This is a genomic window from Blastomonas aquatica (assembly GCF_014639875.1).
In the GTDB taxonomy this organism is placed as follows: Bacteria; Pseudomonadota; Alphaproteobacteria; order Sphingomonadales; family Sphingomonadaceae; genus Blastomonas; species Blastomonas aquatica.
Window position 1 is genome coordinate 165,110 of record NZ_BMGD01000002.1, and the last position, 18,003, is coordinate 183,112.

The window sequence follows — 18,003 nt, forward strand, 5'->3', positions numbered from 1 at the left end:
GCTAACGATCAGCAGGCACGGAGCATACCGACCGAATGGATCTTCGACTTGCTGATGGCTTGCCTCAATTCGGCATGCGTGATCCTATGGCTGATCCTGATGGTGCCGTCGAGCATCTGTAATTCCACCACAGCAGCGCCGAGGCACGCAGCACAGCGCGCAAAACCCATCGTAAAGAAGATAATCGCTTGACGCTTTATCGGCGTGCGGGTCGACGCCGGCGTTCGTTCCTATTGTGCGCGGGCAATGCCTGCAGCCTCGACCGGAGTTGCAACCGGCTGCCCGCTGTCCTTTCGTTCGGAATAGCGATCGACGAGCTGGTCGGCATGCGGGCGCAGCAGCACGGTGAAGCGCACCAGTTCCTCGACCACATCGACGATCCGGTCGTAATAGGCCGATGGCAACATCCGCCCGGCCTCGTCGAACTCCTGATAGGCCTTGGCGACGCTCGACTGGTTGGGGATGGTGAACATCCGCATCCAGCGGCCCAGGATGCGCAAGGTGTTGACGCTGTTGAAGCTCTGCGACCCGGCGCTCACCTGCATCACCGCGAGCGTGCGGCCCTGGGTGGGGCGCATCCCCTGATAGGCCAGCGGCAGGTGGTCGATCTGTGTCTTCATAATCCCGGTAATTTGACCGTGGCGCTCGGGGCTGCACCAGATCTGGCCTTCGGACCACATCGAGTGCGCGCGCAGCTCTGCCACGGCGGGATGATCGTCACCCTCGACCTGATCGGGCAGCGGCAGGTCGAACGGATCGAAGATCCGGGTTTCGCAGCCGAAATACTCCAGCAAGCGCGCCGACTCCTCGATTACCAGCCGCGAGTAGGAGCGCTCGCGCAGCGATCCATAAAGCAGCAGGATGCGCGGCTTGGGGTCGAGCGGTCCGAGTCCGGTCGCGGGGATGCGGTGCGCAAATTCGGGATTGAGCGCGGGCAAATGGTCTGCGTCGGCCAGATGCCGCAGGCGTTCGAAGGCAGGCTCGGCGGTCATACTGCTGTCCCGGTAAAGCGGCTGCGCGTGGCATTGGCGAAGGCGACAAGGGTGAGCATCACCGGAACCTCGACCAGCACGCCGACCACGGTCGCCAGCGCCGCACCGCTCGAAAGGCCGAACAGACCGATGGCGACGGCGACTGCAAGCTCGAAAAAGTTGGACGTGCCGATCATGGCGCAGGGCGCGGCGATGTTGTGCGGCACCTTCCAGGCAAACGCCCAGGCATAGGCAATCGCGAAAATGCCGTACGACTGGATGATGATCGGGATCGCGATCAGCACGATCAGCAGCGGGTTGGAAACGATGGTTTCGGCCTGGAAGGCGAACAGCAGCACTACCGTTGCCAGCAGGCCGATCACCGACCAGGGCTTCAGCTTGGCGGTGAACGCATCGACGGCGGCTACGTCACCATTGTGCGAGGAAATGACGCGCCTGCGGGTGAGCGCGCCCAGCGCCAGCGGGATCACGACGTAAAGCACCACCGAGAGCAGCAGCGTCTCCCACGGCACGACAATATCGGTCACGCCCAGCAGCAGCGCGACGATGGGCGCGAAGGCGACGATCATCACCAGATCGTTCACCGAGACTTGCACCAGCGTGTAGGCCGGATCGCCCTTGGTCATCTGCGACCAGACGAACACCATCGCGGTGCACGGCGCAGCGCCCAGCAGGATAAGCCCTGCGATATACTGCTGCGCGTCGTCCTGTGGCAGCAGCCCGGCGTACAGATAATCGAAGAACAGCACCGCGATGGCCGCCATCGTGAACGGCTTGATCAGCCAGTTGATCACAAGAGTGATGATCAGCCCGCGCGGCTTCTTGCGGATATCGCGGATGCTGGCGAAATCGACGCCGACCATCATCGGGAAGATCATCGCCCAGATCAGCACCGCGACCACCAGATTGACCGACGCCACCTCCAGCGCGGCCAGCGCCGAGACGGCTGTCGGGGCAATATTGCCCAGGATGATTCCGCCTGCGATGGCGAGCGCTACCCACAGCGACAGCCAGCGTTCGAAGATGCCCAGCGGAGAGGAAGCGGGGGATCGGTCTGCAATGGAAGCCACGCCCTTCGTCACATGCTCGCCCCGCTGCTGGCGCCCTCGGCGCTGCCGATCTCGGTAAGCTTCTGCTTCATCGCCAGCGCGTCGATGCTGTCGATCGGCAACGCCAGGAACAGCGAAATGCGGTTGGACAGATAGCGCAGCGCCTGCAGGAACGCCTCGCGCTGGCCATCGCCTTCGACCGCAGCGGGGTCCTCGATCCCCCAATGCGCAGTCATCGGGTGGCCCAGCCACACCGGGCAGACCTCGCCCGCGGCATTGTCGCAAACCGTGAAGATGAAATCGAACTCGGGCGAGCCGGGCGCGGAAAAGGCGTCCCAGCTCTTGGAGGACAGGCCATCGGTGTCGAAGCCCATGCCATCCAGCACCGACAGCGCCATCGGATGGACCTCGCCCTTGGGGTGGCTGCCCGCGCTATAGGCCTTGAAGCGGCCTTGGCCCATCTTGTTGAGCACCGCCTCACCCAGGATCGAGCGGGCGCTGTTGCCCGTGCACAGAAACAGGACGTTGTAGATCGGAATCGCCATGGTGAGCCTCAAGCGTTCGGGGTTGGGGATGGTTCGCAGGTCAGTCCGGCAACGAGGTCGCCGCACATTTCGGGCGCGCCCTGGCAGCAATCCTGCATCAGGAACATCAGCAGACGGCGCATGCCGGGATAATCGGCGCGGTAATGGATCAGACGGCTCTCGCGTTCGGACTGGACCAGCCCGGCGCGCTCCAGCGTCGCCAGATGGTGCGACATAGTCGACGGCGGTACCCCCTGATGCTCGGCAATCGCGCCGGCGATCATCCCGTCGGGCCCGGCCTTCACCAGCATGCGGAACACTGCGAGCCGCGTTTCATGGGCAAGTGCTCCTAGGGCATCCACCGCCCAGACCTGCGCGCTGAGATCGTCCATCACCACCACCTTTCGAGTAACGTCGAAATAACGTGTTGCGTGGCCGGGTCAACCCTCAATTCGAAGACCATCGAAATGATTCGTGTGACCTTGATATGGGCCAATGACCTGGTCCTGGACTGGGTCAGTACCGGCGGCGAGTTCCTCTTGCAGGGTCTGCACGCGGGAAAACTCACAATCGATGCTCTGTTCAAGCAAGTTGCCGATGGAATGCTCAATGGATGTTACTACCGAAGCGAGGGTCACACGCCCATCATTCGGATTGCTGTCACGCATTTCTCGCCGCGCCTTGGTGTATTTTTCGACTGTTCCCTTCCCGCCGCGCCCCAAATGTTTCCAAACCGCGTGGCCCTTCACTGCCGCGCGCGGTAAACGCTGCGATTCCATAACGGCGTCGCAGGCCGAATATACTTCTTCCGGGGTCAGGTCTGGGCGCACGATCCGTCCTGCTGAACAATACGTACAGGCGTACAGCAATACATATTGGGGAAACGTTATCGCATCGAGCAAATCAATCTCTCTGCCAGTCTCGCTCAGGATCCGGTCGTCAAAAAGCAGACGGGTGGCTCGCGAGAAAGGTAATCGGCCGTCTGCTGACCGGCAGGTTCCAGGGCGCGAAAGCACGATATCTGCAGTCGGTCTGGGTGGTCCGTGAATTGCAGCTGCCGACCGAGACACGGTCATATACGAAATTTGCTGTAAATGTCCGCTCAGAACGAATGCTGCCGATCAGGCGCTACAAAGCGACCACTCAGTTAACCGAAATCCGTTGCAAAGGCGCATCACCGACCCAGGGCAGTATTTGTGGTTAGCCAGCCCGGCGCATCCTACGATGAAGGTAGTTTTCATCAAATCCCGCAATTTGTATAAGCGCTATCGGGTCCAGGATGGTCACGCTTCCACGTTTAATCGACATAGCTCCAGCAACCCGCAATTCCTTTAAGATGCGATTGACGTGGACTGCTGTCAAGCCGAGAGCGTCAGCCAATACCGCTTGTGAAAGCGGTAGGGCAAATTCACCTTCATCTGCCAGTCCGATTGATCTTGCGCGAATGTAAAGTTCACAAATTAAATGGGCAACGCGTTCGGTGGCATTGCGTCGTCCGATGCTTACAATCCACGCACGCATAATGCCCTCGTCGATAAGTTGCGCGGCATACATTGCCCTGGCAATATTGTGATGCGTAGCGAGCATTTCGCTCATTTCATCCTTAGAGATAGTTGCGACGGTTGCCTTGGTGACCGCTTGGATGCTGTGGTCCATCTCATTCAGTAGCGTTATATGCAGATCGCAACCGTCGCCTGGCATAAGGAACGCCATGATTTGTCGCGCACCGTTCGGTAGTATCTTGTATCGACATACCCAGCCTTCAAGAACGACAAACATCGGCCCCGGCTCATCGCCTTCGCGGATCAAGTCCTGACGCGGTTGATACTCCCTTGGTCGGGCTGCTGCGTCCTCCAGAATAGCGATATCGCTAGCGGTCAACGGCACTAACCCATTCAATTTGCTGATAAAACGGTTGGTCATAGAGCTAACATAACGGCAATCACCCGAGCTAGACATTGATGCAAATCATTGTTTATTATTAATATGCATTGTGGTTTCGTTGGCGGCTTTCGGGTAACTGCAGCAAATCGTCGGCAATCCGGCCCGGCAAACCACACTGAAGGTATGCTTCTGCTTCCCCATTGAATGAGGTCTCTTTTGTGCACAGCAATGACAATTTTGGCACGCCAGGCAACTCCACTGTGGAGGAAAAGTGCTTTGATGCCCACGGAAAGGCAGCGCTGCTGCTTGTGGAAAGTTTGGTCCACGGCCTTTGCGAAAAGTCGGCATTGAGCACTATTGAAGCCGTGGAGATTACCCAAAGGGCGAGCAGTGTCCAATACGACAGAGCGATCGAAACCAAAACCGGTTGTGAATCCGCGTGGCGATCTTTCGAGTTGCTAGCCGCGATCGCTAGCTCACTCGAGGTCGATATACCGGTAGATCCTGATGTGTAACGGTCGCGATCTAAAACGTCGTCCCAATAGAACTGGCTCCCTTGCGCTGACGGTCAATGATGATCAGCTTACAAATTGGGCCAGTCCGCAGACCATCGCCGCTGAGCCTAGCAACATGGAGGGTCCAGCTAGCGATCGTTGTCACGCGCTGATTATCGAGGACGAATGTCTCATTGCTATGGACCTTGCAGCCCTTGTCGAGACGGCAGGCGCAACATCTGTGGCCTTCGCAACAACTGAAAGCGAGGCTGTTGAGTCCGCACGAAAACAGCCACCTGACGTTATACTCTCGGATGTAAATCTGTTTGAAGGCAGTGGCCCATGCGCTGTCCGATCGATCATCAGGGACCACGGGGAAATTCCCGTCATCTTCATCACAAGCTCACCTGAAGGATGCAAGAATTTCGGCCGAAACTGCACAGTGTTCCAGAAGCCGGTGTCCCCGGAAGAATTGATAGCCAAATTTAGTCAGGTCGCAGCGGACCGACTGGGGCAGCGCCGCCGAGCGCAACGTCGCAAAGCGATTGGCGAGTACCAAATTCTCGATAGCCCGCCCGAAACGAATTTCGACGAAATTACGATGCTGGTTGCCCGTCTTTGCGAGACAAACTCGGCAGCGATTAGCTTTATAGATGATCATCGGCAGTGGTTTAAGGCCACTTGCGGTATAGACGAGCGCGAAACCCCAATCGATGTATCGTTCTGCTTACATGCTATCGCGTCTGAGACAGTTTTCGTTGTGAACGACGCTCATCTAGATCCGTTATTTGCAAACAATGCGCTGGTCACCGGCGCACCGTTTATTCGTTTTTACGCGGGCATGCGGATTCTTTCGGGTGACGGTACACCCATTGCCTCGCTATGCGTGTTCGATCCCCACCCTCGTGCTTTAGGCCTCACGACTGATCAGGAAGCTACCTTACGCGTTCTTGCCGGACAGGTGCAGTCTCTGCTGGAATTACGCCGCTTATTGATCGAGCGCGAGGAGCAGGTGGCGGCGCAGATCGCGCTGGCTGATGAATTACGATATGTCGCCGAACATGACGTCCTGACAGGACTGCCTCATCGGGGCCCATTCAATACAAGGCTACGGACGGCGATCCTTGATGCTGAGGAGGACGGCACCCGCATCGCGCTGATGCTGATCGATGTTGATCACTTCAAACAAATCAACGATTCATTGGGGCACATGGTTGGCGATGCAATGCTTATTAGCTTTGCTAATCGCCTGCGCACGATCATCCGAGCTAGCGATAACGTTGCCCGGCTTGGCGGCGACGAGTTCGCCGTGTTGTTGACTGGCATCAACCGCACCGAAGAGGTGTCGACAATAGTCCAGTCGCTCACGGAGCGGTTGAACAAACCAATGGAGCATGACGGACGTCTGGTGGATTGCCGCGCAAGCATCGGTTTGGCGATCTATCCCGATCATGCACACACCGCCGAGCTTTTGACCCGATGTAGCGATCTTGCTTTAGCAGAGGCAAAACAGTCGCGCGGCTGTGTCGAGACCTTCCGCCACAGCATGGGTGATGAATTTGAACGCGAAAGCGCGATGTTGCAAATTGCCCGGCAAGGCATCGAGTTGCAGCGGATAACTCCGCACTATCAACCCAAGGTCGCATTGAATTCACGGAAGGTGGTGGGGTTTGAGGCACTGGTGCGCTGCGATTTGAACGATGGCCCCGCCATCTTGCCGGAAATGTTCAACTTGGCCTTTGGCGATCGCGAGCTTGCGGCTGCTATCAGCCAACAGATGATCGGCAGAGTGTTGGATGATGTCCGGAGGTGGGTCGATAGCGGGTTGGAATTCGGGCATATCGCAATCAATACCTGTGCGGCAGACTTCCGTGCCAACGATTTTGCTGAGACCTTGCTAGCCAACATTGAACGCTGCCGGCTCGATCCTCGGCTAATTGAGGTGGAGGTGACCGAAGGCGTCTTTTTGGGGCGCGGCGCACATCACGTGGCCCGCGCATTATCGGTCTTGAGTGACCGCGGCATCCGTATCGCTCTCGATGATTTCGGGACCGGATTTGCATCGCTGACACATCTGAAACAATTTCCAGTCGATGTGCTTAAGATTGATCGATCATTTGTCGCCGGGATTGGCATCAACCCTGATGACACTGCAATTGTCCGCGCACTGATCGGTTTGGGGCAAAGCCTTGGCATAGAGATTGTGGCTGAAGGCATCGAAACAAAGGCTCAAGCGGAATTTGTCGAAACTCACGGCTGTAATGTAGGCCAAGGCTTTTTGTACAGCCACGCGAAGCCTGCCAGCTGCGTACCATCTATGATCCAGCAACTGGGAGATAATCCGGCAGGTTGACCGGTACGCGCGTATTGCCATCTCCATTAATCCGGAAAATGCCACCCCATCAGTTCACTTAAACGCCGTCTGGTAACCCCGCATGATTGTGGGTGCAAGGAATCAGCGCGGCACGGCTCTGACCGCTGTCGATCACCAATACCGACAAATGAAAACGCGCGAGATAAATCGCTGCTGTTAATCCAGCCGGTCCGCGCCGATGACGAGACAGTTCACCGGGACGGGTTGCATCGGCTTGGGAATTCTACCTTGCGCAGAATTAGCCACTTTGTCTTGCCAGCGCTTCAATGGCAGATGCCACGGCTTGAGGATCGGTGTGGTGCACCATGTGGCCCACGCCTTCCATTTCGATCGCTGATGCATGTGGAAGCTGAATTGCAAGTTTTGCTGACTGGTCACCCTGCTTGACCAGCTTATCGCCATCCCCCCACACGATCGAGATGGGCAGCTTCAACTCGCCATATCGCTTTGATAGCCGAGCAGCGGAGGCAGGCATCTGTCCGCTGTCTTTGGCGGTGGCGCGCAACTGCGACGGCCTGAGGATGAGCTCGAACGGCATTTCGCTGAGAAAAGTGTCGGTTGGCGAAGCTGGAGAGAACACCATCTTGTTTCCCAGTGGTCCGGTCAGCCGCGACTGAAGGGGCGCAAGGGTGTTTCCCCATACATCGCCAAAAACGGGCGACCCCAATACCGCCATCAAGGCGGAATCGGGGCGGGATGTCGGATAGTAATAGCCCGATAGCAAGGCCAGCGAGCTAATCCGGTCGGGGTGCTCCAGCGCCCATCCAAGTGCCACGAGTGTGCCCCAGCTGTGTCCCACCACCATGGGCTTTGCAATCCCCAGCGCGGTACAGGCTCCCACCAGCAAATTGGCCTGCTCCTCTGGCGTCCAGTCTGTTTTTCGGGGCCGGGGCGTATAACCGTAGCCGGGACGATCAAAGGCGATGACACGGTGACTTTGCGCCAACATGTCCATGAGACCGCTTGTCACAAAATCCTGAATCAGCGAGCCGACGCCATGAACCAGAACGATCGGGGAACCGCTACCGCGTTCAAGATAATGTACCGGAACGCCGTCGACCCAGACCAACGAGCCGATCTGGGGATGCTTGTGCTCCGCCCGGTCAGCTAGCAATCGATTGAGAACAGCTGTGCCAGCAAGCATGCCAATGGCACCTGCAACTGTGCCGCCACGCGATGAGTTGAATTTTCCAAATGGGCTTTTGCTCATCATGCGATATCCTGACAATGTGCTTGAGGGGGCACGAGGCGCGAACGCACGCGATGCCAGAATCTACCGCGGCTCAACGAAAACGTTCCCGACGTTGGCATTATCGCTGTCAGCGATCGCTGCCCTGCAGTGTCCATCATCCCGCAGTTTCGTCATCTCGACGAGGATGATTGGTACCTCCAGCGAACTAAACACAGCTCATTTTCGGCGTCTATTTTGGTCCCGTTGCTGCGCCTGCAGCTCATAGCGAACCGCAAATTCTGCATGAACTCCGGCAACGACTGGATCGGTCGTGCTACCCTGCAGCTCACGCGCAGCGGCCGCACGTTTCAGGCAATATTCTCGATCGTTGTTTTGCGACATGATGATCTCCGGTGGATCTACTGGGCTAGCTATGCCCCACTGAAAGATTTTAAGCTGGAGGCATCTTAGCCGCTGGCGCAGGATGATTCTTAACTTGGATTGATTGCCTGCGCGATTGTGACCACGATCTGCGTGAACAGCCGCTGGGTTCAGGTGAAAATTTCTGTCGCACCAAATCTCGATCAATGCGTTCATGGTACAATCTGGCATTATGGCGGTCCTGATCGATCCTGCCCAGTTAACTCCTGAAAGCGAAATTCATGACCAATTTCGATGCCAAGGTGGCGCTGGTGCTATCCGGCGGAAACGCTTTGGGGAGCTATCAGGCCGGGGTTTATGAGGCGCTGCACGCAGGCGGGCTCTCCCCCGAATGGATCGTCGGCAGTTCCATCGGTGCGATCAACGGCGCGATCATTGCCGGCAATCCGCCTGCAGATCGGATCGAAAAGTTGAGCAGGTTCTGGCGGGCCGGGACCGCAGGCAGTATCTTCGATCTGCCGTACGCCGACACGATCCGCCGTACCGCTGCGGTCAACGCGACGCTGCTCACGGGTCGTCCCGGTCTGTTTGCACCGATCGGATCGCTGGGTCCGTGGGGCAGCGCGCATCACAATGGCGACACGCCAAGTTTTCTGGACAGCGCGCAGCTAGAATCCACGTTGGAAACATTGGTCGACTTCGACCTGCTCAACGCTGGGCCCGTGCGCTTCTGCGCCTGCGCGGTCGATATCGAGACCGGCGAAGAGGTGGTTTTTGATACCAGCCGCGAACGCGTCAATGCGAGGCATGTTCGCGCAAGTGCCTCGCTCATCCCCATGTTTGCGTCGGTGGGTATTGCCGGGCGGTCCTATGTCGACGGTGGGTTTTCTGCCAACCTGCCGCTCGATCCCGTCCTCGCTGAGCCCGGAGCAGAGCGCCTGCTGTGCATCGCTGCCGATCTGTTGCCAAAACAGGCACGTCCGCCTGCAACGCTGGGTGAATCCATCTCTCGCGCGCAGGACCTCATGTTTGCGTGTCAGTCGCGCCGAACGATCGCACGCTGGCGCTCGCAATACACCCATGATGCGGTCCTGGGTGCGCATCACGTCGCTCTGGCACGACTGGCCTATACCGACCAGGAGGCAGAGGTGGCCGGCAAGGCGATGGATTTCTCGCCGGCCTCCGCGCGCCAGCGGTGGGACGCCGGTATCGCTGACGCAGCCAAGCTGTTGCAAGCACTGCCGACCGCTTCAACTTCGGAGCCTGGTCTGACAATCCTCAACGGCTTCGATTGACCAAGCCAGCAAGCGCCGAGGGGTTACCGAAAATGCGCGGACGTGCGGTGTGAAGTAGGCACATCGTACCGCGCGATCGCCTTTAAATACCGTCGGACAGCAATCCTGCCGACCCGCTAACATGCTTAAGTGCTGGAAACCTGGCGCTGTTTATCCAGAGCCTCACAGACCCATAGGCTAGGGCGACAAACTCAGATTTGTCGCCAAATGGAGTGAGCAGCATGAACGATCAGACCTCTAGCACAGATCAGTTGAGTGGAGCGGCGGCGAAAGTCGGCGATGAGCTTCTTGGCGACGTCAAGTCGTTGAAAGGCATGGCCCAGCAGAAGGCAGGCGAGGCGGTGGACAGCCGCAAGGGTGATGTCAGCGCGCTGGCCCGTTCCACGTCGACGGCAATCGAATCGGCTGCCGACCAGATGAACGAGGATGCACCTGCGTGGTTGTCGACGGGCTTCAAACAGGTCGCCCACAAGGTGTCGGACCTGGCTGACGCGCTCGACAACAAAAGCTCCGGCGAAATCGGCCGCCTGGCCAGCGAATTTGCCCGCAACAATCCGGGCACCTTTCTGGCGGCATCGGCTGCGACAGGCTTTGCCCTTGCGCGGCTGCTGCGTGCCGGTGCCGCACATGTTTCGACGCCTGATGGCGGAACGGCCAGCGCCGTGGATTATCCGTCGCCGCAAACCACGGCCCCGGCTGCAACAAACCCGTACAATGCATCGATGGAGCAGGAGCATGATCTGGCGTCCTCGAGTTCCGGAGCGGCCATATGACGGCGGGAACCCCGGGCCAGCCGCCAGAAGACAGTCTGGTCGATCTTGTCGGCAAGCTTGCGCGCCAGGGATCGCATCTTGCGCAAGAGCAGCTTCATCTGGTGCAGGCCGAGCTGCACGAGACGAGCAACGAGGTCAAAGCGGCGGTGGCAGCGAGCCTCGCTGCAGTCACGGTGGGAGTGGCGGGCTTAGGCGTGCTGCTGATGGGCATCGCCTATTACGTGGGCGATGCTGTCGATAACATCGCGCTCGGCACCGTCATCGTCGGCGGCGTCACCCTTGTCGTCGCGGCGATCTTGTATGCAGGCGCGCGCCGCAAACTCGCCGCGACCGAACTGAAGCCCCGCCTGACCATCGAGACTGCGCAAACCATTCCCGCAGCTGCGACCGGCAGCCTGACGAACACTGGAGCTTAACATGACCGACACCCAAACGCGCGACCCCGAAGCGATCGCCCGCGATATCAAGCAAACGCAGCACGAGATGAGCCAGACCGTCGATGCGATCGGAGATCAGCTCACCCCGCGCAGCATTTTCAACGCCCTGCTCGACAAGTTTGACGAAAACGATGTGGATGCCCGGTCGCTGCTTGACGGCGCTCGGCGCAATCCGGTCGCGCTTGGCATGATCGCCATCGGCGGAATCTGGCTAATGAGCGATAACGATTCCAAGATACCGTCGTTGGGCACCGGCAGCTCCCAGCGGGACGACGGTGGCCGTGACCATCGTGGCTATGGAATGCACCGTGAATATGTGGATCACATGTCGGCTGTCGAACGTGCTGAGGACGAGGATGACCTGGCCTATGGGCGCCGCCGCGATCACGCGCGGGCCAACTATTTCATGCTCGAACGAGAGCATGGCGAGGACGATGGAGCGTTCAGGCAGCGGCTGGATGCGGCCACCGACCGGGTTCGTGAGAGCCGCGACAAGGCATTCGAAATGATCAGCGAGGCCGGCGAAAGTGCGCTCCATATGGGCGGCACGGTGGCTTCCAAAACGAAATCAGCCTATAAGGAAAACCCCATCGTCGCCGGTCTGGCAGCTGCCTTTGCAGGCGCGGTGATCGGTGCCGCACTTCCCACGACCCGGACCGAAGATGAACAGCTTGGCGCGCTGGGCGCCAAGGCGCTTGATCAGGTAGCTGAGCAGACAAAAAACCTGGGGGCGCAAGCCAAGGAAACCAAGGACGAGGTCCTGGACACAGCCGTCGCTGCAATGACACCGACCGGCGGGGCTGAGGGAGCGACTTCGTCGAGCGCTTAGTTCGACCTGGCTTCTCACCCACTGCGTACCTGTGCGCGTTGTCAGCCTGATCGCGCGACGCGATAATGCAGTTACTTGGAGCATTATCGCGTCGCGCGATCAGGAGGGACCCCCATCCTTGCTGGCACGACACCGTCTCGGGAACTGCTGGCTGCCTGGACGTCGATGCTGCACCAAGGCCCTCTCAAGTACGCGGGCCCTGCGCCTCTCGCGGCACTTCGGGCGTGAACAACCCCTCGCAATCGCGAACGACCGCTCAGCATGTATCTATGCCCAGCGTTGAGGTGCCATAGCTCGATGACACCGACCACAATGGTCGTAACCTATGTGCTGTCGGCAGAGCCGCCTTCGCAAGACAGTGCCCGTGTGTAAACAAGCGAGGCCACCGGCAATGCAGGCAAGCGATACTCTGGTGATACCCGCTCCGCTGGTGCGGGCTGGTCCCGAACCCCGCCCCACATTGTGCGGCGAACACCGCAAGCGGCTGCTCGCGATCATGACGGCACTCGATGAGCAGGATTATGATTTCGTGACACCGACACCTGCCACCCACCGCAGGGTGGTGACCCGACCGGGTCGGCAGCTTGCGGAATGTCTGGTCGACGTGCTTGGGTGGAGCCTTCCGACTGCTGCGGGAATGCTTGAACCGGGTATCGAAAGCGCGCTGCTCGATGCAGGCTTGCTGATCCGGCGGACGGATGGGTTGCTCAAGCCACTGTTACGCGCTTCGCGTGTGCAGACGCAGCTTTTCCTGCACTCTGCCTACCCCACGCATGCCAGCAATTCGGTGTTTCTCGGGCCCGACAGCCTGCGCTTCTCGCTGCTGATCAATGCCAATCTGCCGGACGAACTCGAGACCATTCTCGATTATGGCGCAGGAGCAGGGGTCGGCGGCATTCTCGCAGCCCGGCAGGCACCGGGTGCAGTTCTGACGATTGCGGACATCAACCCAAAGGCGCTGTTCCTGGCATCGGTCAACGCCGATCATGCCGGTGTTGAGCATCGCACCATCGCGGCGAACCGCCCGGCAGATGTCGGCGGATCGACCGACCTGATGGTGACCCATCCCCCGTTCCTGATCGACCGCCAGCAGCGAACCTATCGCGATGGCGGCGACCTCTATGGGGCAAGGCTTTCGCTGGAATGGGCGCTGGCAGGCGCAAAGCTGTTAAATCCAGGTGGACGTTTCATCATGCACACCGGTGTCTCGATCGTGCATGGTCACGATGTATTGCTGGGCGCGCTCGAAGAGCAGCTGCCCAAGGAATGGTCGCTTGATTATCACGAACTCGATTCGGATATTTTCGGCGACGAACTGGATACGCCTGCCTATGCAGAGGCCGATCGCATCGCCGCAGTGGCGGTGATCATCGACCGCGGCTCGATATGACCGCGCCGATGCGCGTCGTCGAGCGCAGTATCTATCGCGGGCCGCATCTGTACAGCGCACGGCCGATGATCCGCATCCGTCTGGACCTCGGGGCGCTGGAGGACTGGCCGACCAACCGATTGACGGGGTTTGCCGAGGCATTAATCGAGCAGCTCCCGGGGCTTTCCGCGCACGGCTGCAGCTACGGGCAAGCAGGCGGGCTTGTCCGTCGCATGGCTGACGGCACGTGGCTTGGCCATGTTATCGAGCATGTCGCGATCGAGCTGCAAGCGTGTGCGGGGGCAACCGTCACCCGGGGCAAGACGCGCTCGGTCAAGCACCAGCCCGGCGTTTATGACATCCTCTTTAGCTATGCCGACGAGATCAGCGGCATGGCGGCGGGACGCGCTGCGATCGCGCTGGTCGACACACTCCTGCCGCCAGGCCTGCGGGGGACGACGGGTCTGGACAGGCTGGGCAGCGCGCTGCTGACGCCCCCCACGGATACCGAAACAACGATCGCCGCGCTGCGCAGGCTGGTGATCGCCAACGGCCTGGGCCCCAGCACCGCAGCGATCGTCCGCGAAGCGCAGAGACGTTCCATCCCGGTCATGCGGCTGAACACCGGCAGCCTCGTGCAGCTTGGCACGGGCAGCCGCCAGCGCCGGATCAGGGCAAGTGTGACCGGTTCAACGTCATTGATCGGCGCAGAGCTCGCAGGCAACAAGCACGCTGCCAAGCAATTGCTGTCCGAGATCGGCCTGCCTGTCCCGAAGGGCGAACTGGTCCACAATCGGCAGGAGATCATCGCTGCCGCAATCCGACTTGGCTGGCCCGTTGTCGTCAAGCCGCTGGATGGCAACCAGGGCCGTGGCGTGACCACGCATGTCCTCAACAACGTGCAACTCGGGGCAGCGTTTGATGCCGCTGCAGCGATCAGCCGACGGGTCATTGTCGAACAGATGCTTCTCGGCACAGACCATCGGTTTCTGGTGGTGGCCGGCAGGTTGGTCGCGGTTGCCGAGCGCGTACCGGCACACGTGATTGGAAACGGTCGCGAAACGATCGCCGAGCTGATTGCCCGGATCAATGACGATCCCCGGCGCGGTAACGGTCACGAGGCAGTGCTGACCCGCGTTCGGATCGATGAAGTCTTGCATGGTTTCTTGCGCACCCACGGGCATTCGCTCTCCACCGTGCCGCACGCTGGCGAGAAGATCGTTCTGTGCGGCACGGCGAATCTTTCGACCGGGGGAACCGCTATCGACCGTACGGACCAGGTCCACCCCGAAAACGCAGCAATCGCGGTCCAGGCCGCGCTGGCATTGGGGCTGGATGTCGCCGGCGTGGACATCCTCTCGACCGATATCCGCCAGAGCCTGCGAGCGACCGGTGGCGGGATCGTCGAGGTCAACGCGGCTCCCGGGCTGCGCATGCACATCGCCCCTTCGCAGGGGACGCCACGCGATGTCGCCCGTCCGATCGTTGCGTCGCTGTTCCCCAGGGGCAGTCAGAGCCGTATCCCGATCTTCGCCATCACCGGCACCAACGGCAAGACCACCACCGTGCGCATGGTCGCCAAGATTTTGGGTGCCGCAGGCTACCGGGTGGGCTTCACGTCCACCACCGGGGTGTACATTGATGGCCACCGGCAGATCGAGGGGGATGCCAGCGGCCCGAAGAGCGCGCGCAAGGTGCTGCGCAATCCCGTCATCGATGCTGCCGTGTTCGAAACCGCCCGGGGTGGCATTTTGCGCGAGGGGCTGGGTTTCGATGCCTGCGACGTGGGCGCGGTGCTGAACGTCACCGAAGATCACCTGGGATTGAAGGGGGTGAACAGCACGGGAGATCTGGCGAGGGTCAAATCCGTGGTCGTGGAGAGCGTCAAGCGCCGCGGTCACAGCATCCTCAACGCCGACGATCCGCTGACGGTGGCTATCGCGCGCCATGCACGCGGAACCATTGTCTGGTTTTCGGGCGACAGCAGCGCGGTCGAACGCGGCCCCGTTCAACGGCATATCGCCGATGGGGGCACAGCGGTTGTCCGCTGCGCTGATTCAATCGTCCTGTGCCGCGATGGCGAACGCTTTCCGGTCATCCCGGTCGACCAGATTCCTGCCACGGTTGGGGGTGCTGCGGAGTTCAACGTGCTCAACGCGCTTGCCGCAACGGCGATGACGGCAGCCTATGGTATTCCGGTCCTGGTGATCGCCGCTGGCCTCGCGTCCTTTCATGCCTCGTTCGAGGATTCGCCGGGACGACTGAATATCGTCGAAGCCCATGGGGTTACCATCATCGTCGATTATGCGCACAACCCGGCCGCGCTTGGTGCGCTTGCCAAGCTGCTCGACCATTATCGCGGGCGGGGTCGCTTGATGGGAATGATCGGCCTTCCCGGCGACCGGCGCGACAGTGATCTTCGCGACATAGGTGCGCAGGCGGCGGGGATCTTCGATGAAATCATGTTCCGGGAAGGGCCCGACGGTCGGGGCCGGGAAGCTGGAACGATGAACGCGTTGATGGCGCAAGGTGCCTTGGCAACGGGTAAGGACCCGGCGACGATCCATTTGCTCGTCAACGAGGCTGACGCCACAGACTTCTGCCTCAAGCGCGCAAGACCCGGGGACGTGGTGGTGCTCACCCCGACCGATATCGACGGCATCTGGGCACGGGTTCAGGCTTTCGCATCCGCTCATCCTAATGAGTACTGGGGTGCGACTTTGACGCAGATGGCCAATGGTTGAGACGCGACCAGTGGTCAAAGGACGTTGGACCATCGTCGTGCATGGCGGTGCCAAAACGATCCGTGCTGATCAGGCCCAAGCCCATCGCAGCGGCTGCGCAAAGGCGGCCGCTGCGGGGGCCGAAGTGCTGCGGCGCGGCGGGTCTGCCGTCCATGCCGCCCGGATGGCGGTCTGCGTGCTTGAGGACGATCCGGTGTTCAACGCAGGCCGAGGCTCGGTCCGCAATGCGGCCGGCGGTGTGGAAATGGACGCAGGCATCATGGACGGCACGACGCTCGCGCTCGGCGCTGTCGCCGCCGTCCGGTGCATCGTCCATCCGGTGGAAGCTGCCACTGCGATGCTTGACGCAGAACCGGTGCTGCTCGTGGGACATGGAGCCGAGGTTTTTGCGCTGGATCAGGGGCTGGCGGTCCGCGACACGCCCGATGATTGCAGCGCTATCGACGCAGGGCACGATACGGTCGGGTGCGTTGCATTCGATCAACAAGGCGCCTTTGCCGCAGCGACCTCGACCGGAGGGCTGGAAGGTACATTGCCGGGGCGAGTCGGGGATTCCCCCCTTCCCGGTTGCGGATTCTACGCCGATGACGCGGTGGGAGCCGTCGCCTTGTCAGGCGAAGGCGAGGCCATTGCCCGAACGCTGCTCGCTACGCAGGTCATGCGCGCGATGGAAGCCCGGCCAGCGCCCGAAGCAGCCGGCGCCATCTTTGCTCCATTGCAGCGGCTGGGCGCCCAAGCCGGGGTGGTTGCAATCGATACCGGCGGCCGGATCGGCGTTGCCCACAACAGCGACCATTTCGCGCTCGCTTGCGCATCGAGCGCATTTGCCGGGGTAGTATCGGCGCTTCACCAGACCGAACTGAAAATGGACATTCACGATGAGTGACACCCAAGGCATCCTGATCGCAATCGGCGGTCATGAAGACAAGGATGGCGATCGGACCATCCTTAAAGCTGTCGCCGAGCAAGTGGCCGATGGTTGCCTGGTCATCGCCACAGTGGCCAGCCAGGATCCGGAGCAGTATTTCGAGGCCTATCGCGCTGCATTCGGGGCGCTGGGCGTATCGGATGTTGCCGAACTGTATGTCGACAACCGCGCCCAGGCAGATGATCCGGAACTGCGGGCGCTGATCGCGGGCGCGGGTGGCATCTTCTTCACCGGCGGGGATCAATTGCGGATTGCCAGCCAGATCGGCGATACCCCGCTCGAGGAAGAAATCCGCACGCTGCACAAGCGCGGCGGCGTGATCGCCGGAACCTCGGCGGGCGCTTCGGTGCAAAGCGATGTCATGCTGGTCGATGGCAGCGGCGATGAATCCTACCGCATCGGCGACATGCATATGGCCCCTGGGCTGGGCCTGATCCCGGATGTCATCATCGACCAGCACTTTGCCGAGCGCGGCCGGATCGGACGGCTGCTGGGTGCGATCGCGCATAACCCGCGGTTACTGGGGGTCGGCATCGACGAGGACACCGCGATTGTTATCGAAAGTAACCGCTTCAAGGTGATCGGATCGGGCGCCGTCACGGTTGTCGATGCAGGTCATGTGACCCGGTCGAACATCGCAGAAGCCAAGCCCGATCGGGTGCTGTCGATCCACGATGTGGTCATGCATGTCCTCAGCGCGGGCGACGACTTCGATCTCGGGTCGCGCCGGCCTGGCACGATCAGGAGTGAATGAGATGG

At 60.3% G+C, this 18,003-nt stretch carries 17 protein-coding genes and 1 pseudogene; 9 read left to right on the top strand and 9 right to left on the bottom strand.

Annotation, left to right across the window (positions count from 1 at the left end):
• Positions 1-230: 230 nt before the first annotated feature.
• From arsH to IEW00_RS04760, 6 genes are all read right to left on the bottom strand, one after another.
• Positions 231-992 (bottom strand): arsenical resistance protein ArsH, encoded by a 762-nt coding sequence (gene arsH, locus IEW00_RS04735; RefSeq protein WP_188513248.1) that lies wholly within the window; start codon positions 990-992, stop codon positions 231-233.
• On the bottom strand, positions 989-2,053 hold the full coding sequence (arsB, locus tag IEW00_RS04740; RefSeq protein WP_188513843.1) for an ACR3 family arsenite efflux transporter: 1,065 nt from the start codon (positions 2,051-2,053) through the stop codon (positions 989-991). Before arsB ends, arsH begins: the two co-directional genes overlap by 4 nt.
• 17 nt (positions 2,054-2,070) lie before the next feature.
• Positions 2,071-2,586 carry an arsenate reductase ArsC gene (locus IEW00_RS04745; protein ID WP_188513249.1) on the bottom strand — a complete coding sequence of 172 codons (516 nt, stop codon included), beginning with the start codon at positions 2,584-2,586 and terminating at the stop codon, positions 2,071-2,073.
• An 8-nt stretch (positions 2,587-2,594) separates the two neighbouring features.
• A complete protein-coding gene (locus tag IEW00_RS04750; protein WP_188513250.1) occupies positions 2,595-2,957 on the bottom strand; it encodes an ArsR/SmtB family transcription factor in 363 nt (120 codons plus the stop codon).
• Between the two features lie 48 nt (positions 2,958-3,005).
• Positions 3,006-3,467 (bottom strand): DNA-binding protein, encoded by a 462-nt coding sequence (locus tag IEW00_RS04755; RefSeq protein WP_188513251.1) that lies wholly within the window; start codon positions 3,465-3,467, stop codon positions 3,006-3,008.
• A 298-nt stretch (positions 3,468-3,765) separates the two neighbouring features.
• Positions 3,766-4,488 (bottom strand): Crp/Fnr family transcriptional regulator, encoded by a 723-nt coding sequence (locus IEW00_RS04760; RefSeq protein ID WP_229736822.1) that lies wholly within the window; start codon positions 4,486-4,488, stop codon positions 3,766-3,768.
• 468 nt (positions 4,489-4,956) lie between these two features.
• Between IEW00_RS04760 and IEW00_RS04765 the strand changes: the two genes are divergently transcribed.
• Positions 4,957-7,296: an EAL domain-containing protein gene (locus IEW00_RS04765; RefSeq protein WP_188513252.1), complete on the top strand. Its 2,340-nt coding sequence runs from the start codon at positions 4,957-4,959 to the stop codon at positions 7,294-7,296.
• Between the two features lie 61 nt (positions 7,297-7,357).
• Here the strand turns inward: IEW00_RS04765 and IEW00_RS17475 are convergent.
• The 3 genes and pseudogenes from IEW00_RS17475 to IEW00_RS04775 all read right to left on the bottom strand — a co-directional run.
• A pseudogene (locus tag IEW00_RS17475) lies at positions 7,358-7,527 on the bottom strand (FAD-dependent oxidoreductase); the annotation flags it as partial.
• Between the two features lie 28 nt (positions 7,528-7,555).
• A complete protein-coding gene (locus IEW00_RS04770) occupies positions 7,556-8,530 on the bottom strand; it encodes an alpha/beta fold hydrolase (RefSeq protein ID WP_188513253.1) in 975 nt (324 codons plus the stop codon).
• A gap of 195 nt (positions 8,531-8,725) precedes the next feature.
• Positions 8,726-9,085 (bottom strand): hypothetical protein, encoded by a 360-nt coding sequence (locus IEW00_RS04775; protein WP_188513254.1) that lies wholly within the window; start codon positions 9,083-9,085, stop codon positions 8,726-8,728.
• Between the two features lie 65 nt (positions 9,086-9,150).
• On the opposite strand from IEW00_RS04775, the gene IEW00_RS04780 reads away from it, so the two are divergent.
• From IEW00_RS04780 to IEW00_RS04815, 8 genes are all read left to right on the top strand, one after another.
• Complete coding sequence (locus IEW00_RS04780) at positions 9,151-10,164, top strand: patatin-like phospholipase family protein (RefSeq protein ID WP_188513255.1); 1,014 nt, start codon at positions 9,151-9,153, stop codon at positions 10,162-10,164.
• A gap of 221 nt (positions 10,165-10,385) precedes the next feature.
• Positions 10,386-10,937, top strand: a complete 552-nt coding sequence (locus tag IEW00_RS04785) for a hypothetical protein (protein ID WP_188513256.1) — start codon at positions 10,386-10,388, stop codon at positions 10,935-10,937.
• A complete protein-coding gene (locus IEW00_RS04790) occupies positions 10,934-11,353 on the top strand; it encodes a phage holin family protein (RefSeq protein WP_188513257.1) in 420 nt (139 codons plus the stop codon). Before IEW00_RS04785 ends, IEW00_RS04790 begins: the two co-directional genes overlap by 4 nt.
• A 1-nt stretch (position 11,354) precedes the next feature.
• Positions 11,355-12,203, top strand: a complete 849-nt coding sequence (locus tag IEW00_RS04795) for a DUF3618 domain-containing protein (RefSeq protein WP_188513258.1) — start codon at positions 11,355-11,357, stop codon at positions 12,201-12,203.
• 391 nt (positions 12,204-12,594) lie between these two features.
• Entirely contained in the window at positions 12,595-13,593 is a 999-nt protein-coding gene (locus IEW00_RS04800; protein ID WP_188513259.1) for a methyltransferase, read from the top strand.
• Positions 13,590-16,316 (top strand): cyanophycin synthetase, encoded by a 2,727-nt coding sequence (cphA, locus tag IEW00_RS04805; protein ID WP_188513260.1) that lies wholly within the window; start codon positions 13,590-13,592, stop codon positions 16,314-16,316. The genes IEW00_RS04800 and cphA overlap by 4 nt, the downstream gene beginning before the upstream one ends.
• A gap of 10 nt (positions 16,317-16,326) precedes the next feature.
• Positions 16,327-17,202, top strand: coding sequence for an isoaspartyl peptidase/L-asparaginase family protein (locus IEW00_RS04810; RefSeq protein ID WP_229736823.1), 876 nt, complete (start codon positions 16,327-16,329; stop codon positions 17,200-17,202).
• Complete coding sequence (locus tag IEW00_RS04815; RefSeq protein WP_188513262.1) at positions 17,195-17,998, top strand: cyanophycinase; 804 nt, start codon at positions 17,195-17,197, stop codon at positions 17,996-17,998. The genes IEW00_RS04810 and IEW00_RS04815 overlap by 8 nt, the downstream gene beginning before the upstream one ends.
• Positions 17,999-18,003 lie beyond the last annotated feature (5 nt).

What these genes read in the sequence shown, in the direction of transcription:
- cphA (WP_188513260.1), top strand. Translation starts at nt 13,590, where the DNA reads ATGACCGCGCCGATGCGCGTCGTCGAGCGCAGTATCTATCGCGGGCCG.
- IEW00_RS04750 (WP_188513250.1), bottom strand. Translation starts at nt 2,957, where the DNA reads ATGGACGATCTCAGCGCGCAGGTCTGGGCGGTGGATGCCCTAGGAGCA.
- IEW00_RS04770 (WP_188513253.1), bottom strand. Translation starts at nt 8,530, where the DNA reads ATGATGAGCAAAAGCCCATTTGGAAAATTCAACTCATCGCGTGGCGGC.
- IEW00_RS04745 (WP_188513249.1), bottom strand. Translation starts at nt 2,586, where the DNA reads ATGGCGATTCCGATCTACAACGTCCTGTTTCTGTGCACGGGCAACAGC.
- IEW00_RS04800 (WP_188513259.1), top strand. Translation starts at nt 12,595, where the DNA reads ATGCAGGCAAGCGATACTCTGGTGATACCCGCTCCGCTGGTGCGGGCT.
- IEW00_RS04815 (WP_188513262.1), top strand. Translation starts at nt 17,195, where the DNA reads ATGAGTGACACCCAAGGCATCCTGATCGCAATCGGCGGTCATGAAGAC.
- IEW00_RS04785 (WP_188513256.1), top strand. Translation starts at nt 10,386, where the DNA reads ATGAACGATCAGACCTCTAGCACAGATCAGTTGAGTGGAGCGGCGGCG.
- IEW00_RS04780 (WP_188513255.1), top strand. Translation starts at nt 9,151, where the DNA reads ATGACCAATTTCGATGCCAAGGTGGCGCTGGTGCTATCCGGCGGAAAC.
- IEW00_RS04765 (WP_188513252.1), top strand. Translation starts at nt 4,957, where the DNA reads ATGTGTAACGGTCGCGATCTAAAACGTCGTCCCAATAGAACTGGCTCC.
- IEW00_RS04775 (WP_188513254.1), bottom strand. Translation starts at nt 9,085, where the DNA reads ATGAACGCATTGATCGAGATTTGGTGCGACAGAAATTTTCACCTGAAC.
- IEW00_RS04790 (WP_188513257.1), top strand. Translation starts at nt 10,934, where the DNA reads ATGACGGCGGGAACCCCGGGCCAGCCGCCAGAAGACAGTCTGGTCGAT.
- IEW00_RS04795 (WP_188513258.1), top strand. Translation starts at nt 11,355, where the DNA reads ATGACCGACACCCAAACGCGCGACCCCGAAGCGATCGCCCGCGATATC.
- IEW00_RS04760 (WP_229736822.1), bottom strand. Translation starts at nt 4,488, where the DNA reads ATGACCAACCGTTTTATCAGCAAATTGAATGGGTTAGTGCCGTTGACC.
- arsH (WP_188513248.1), bottom strand. Translation starts at nt 992, where the DNA reads ATGACCGCCGAGCCTGCCTTCGAACGCCTGCGGCATCTGGCCGACGCA.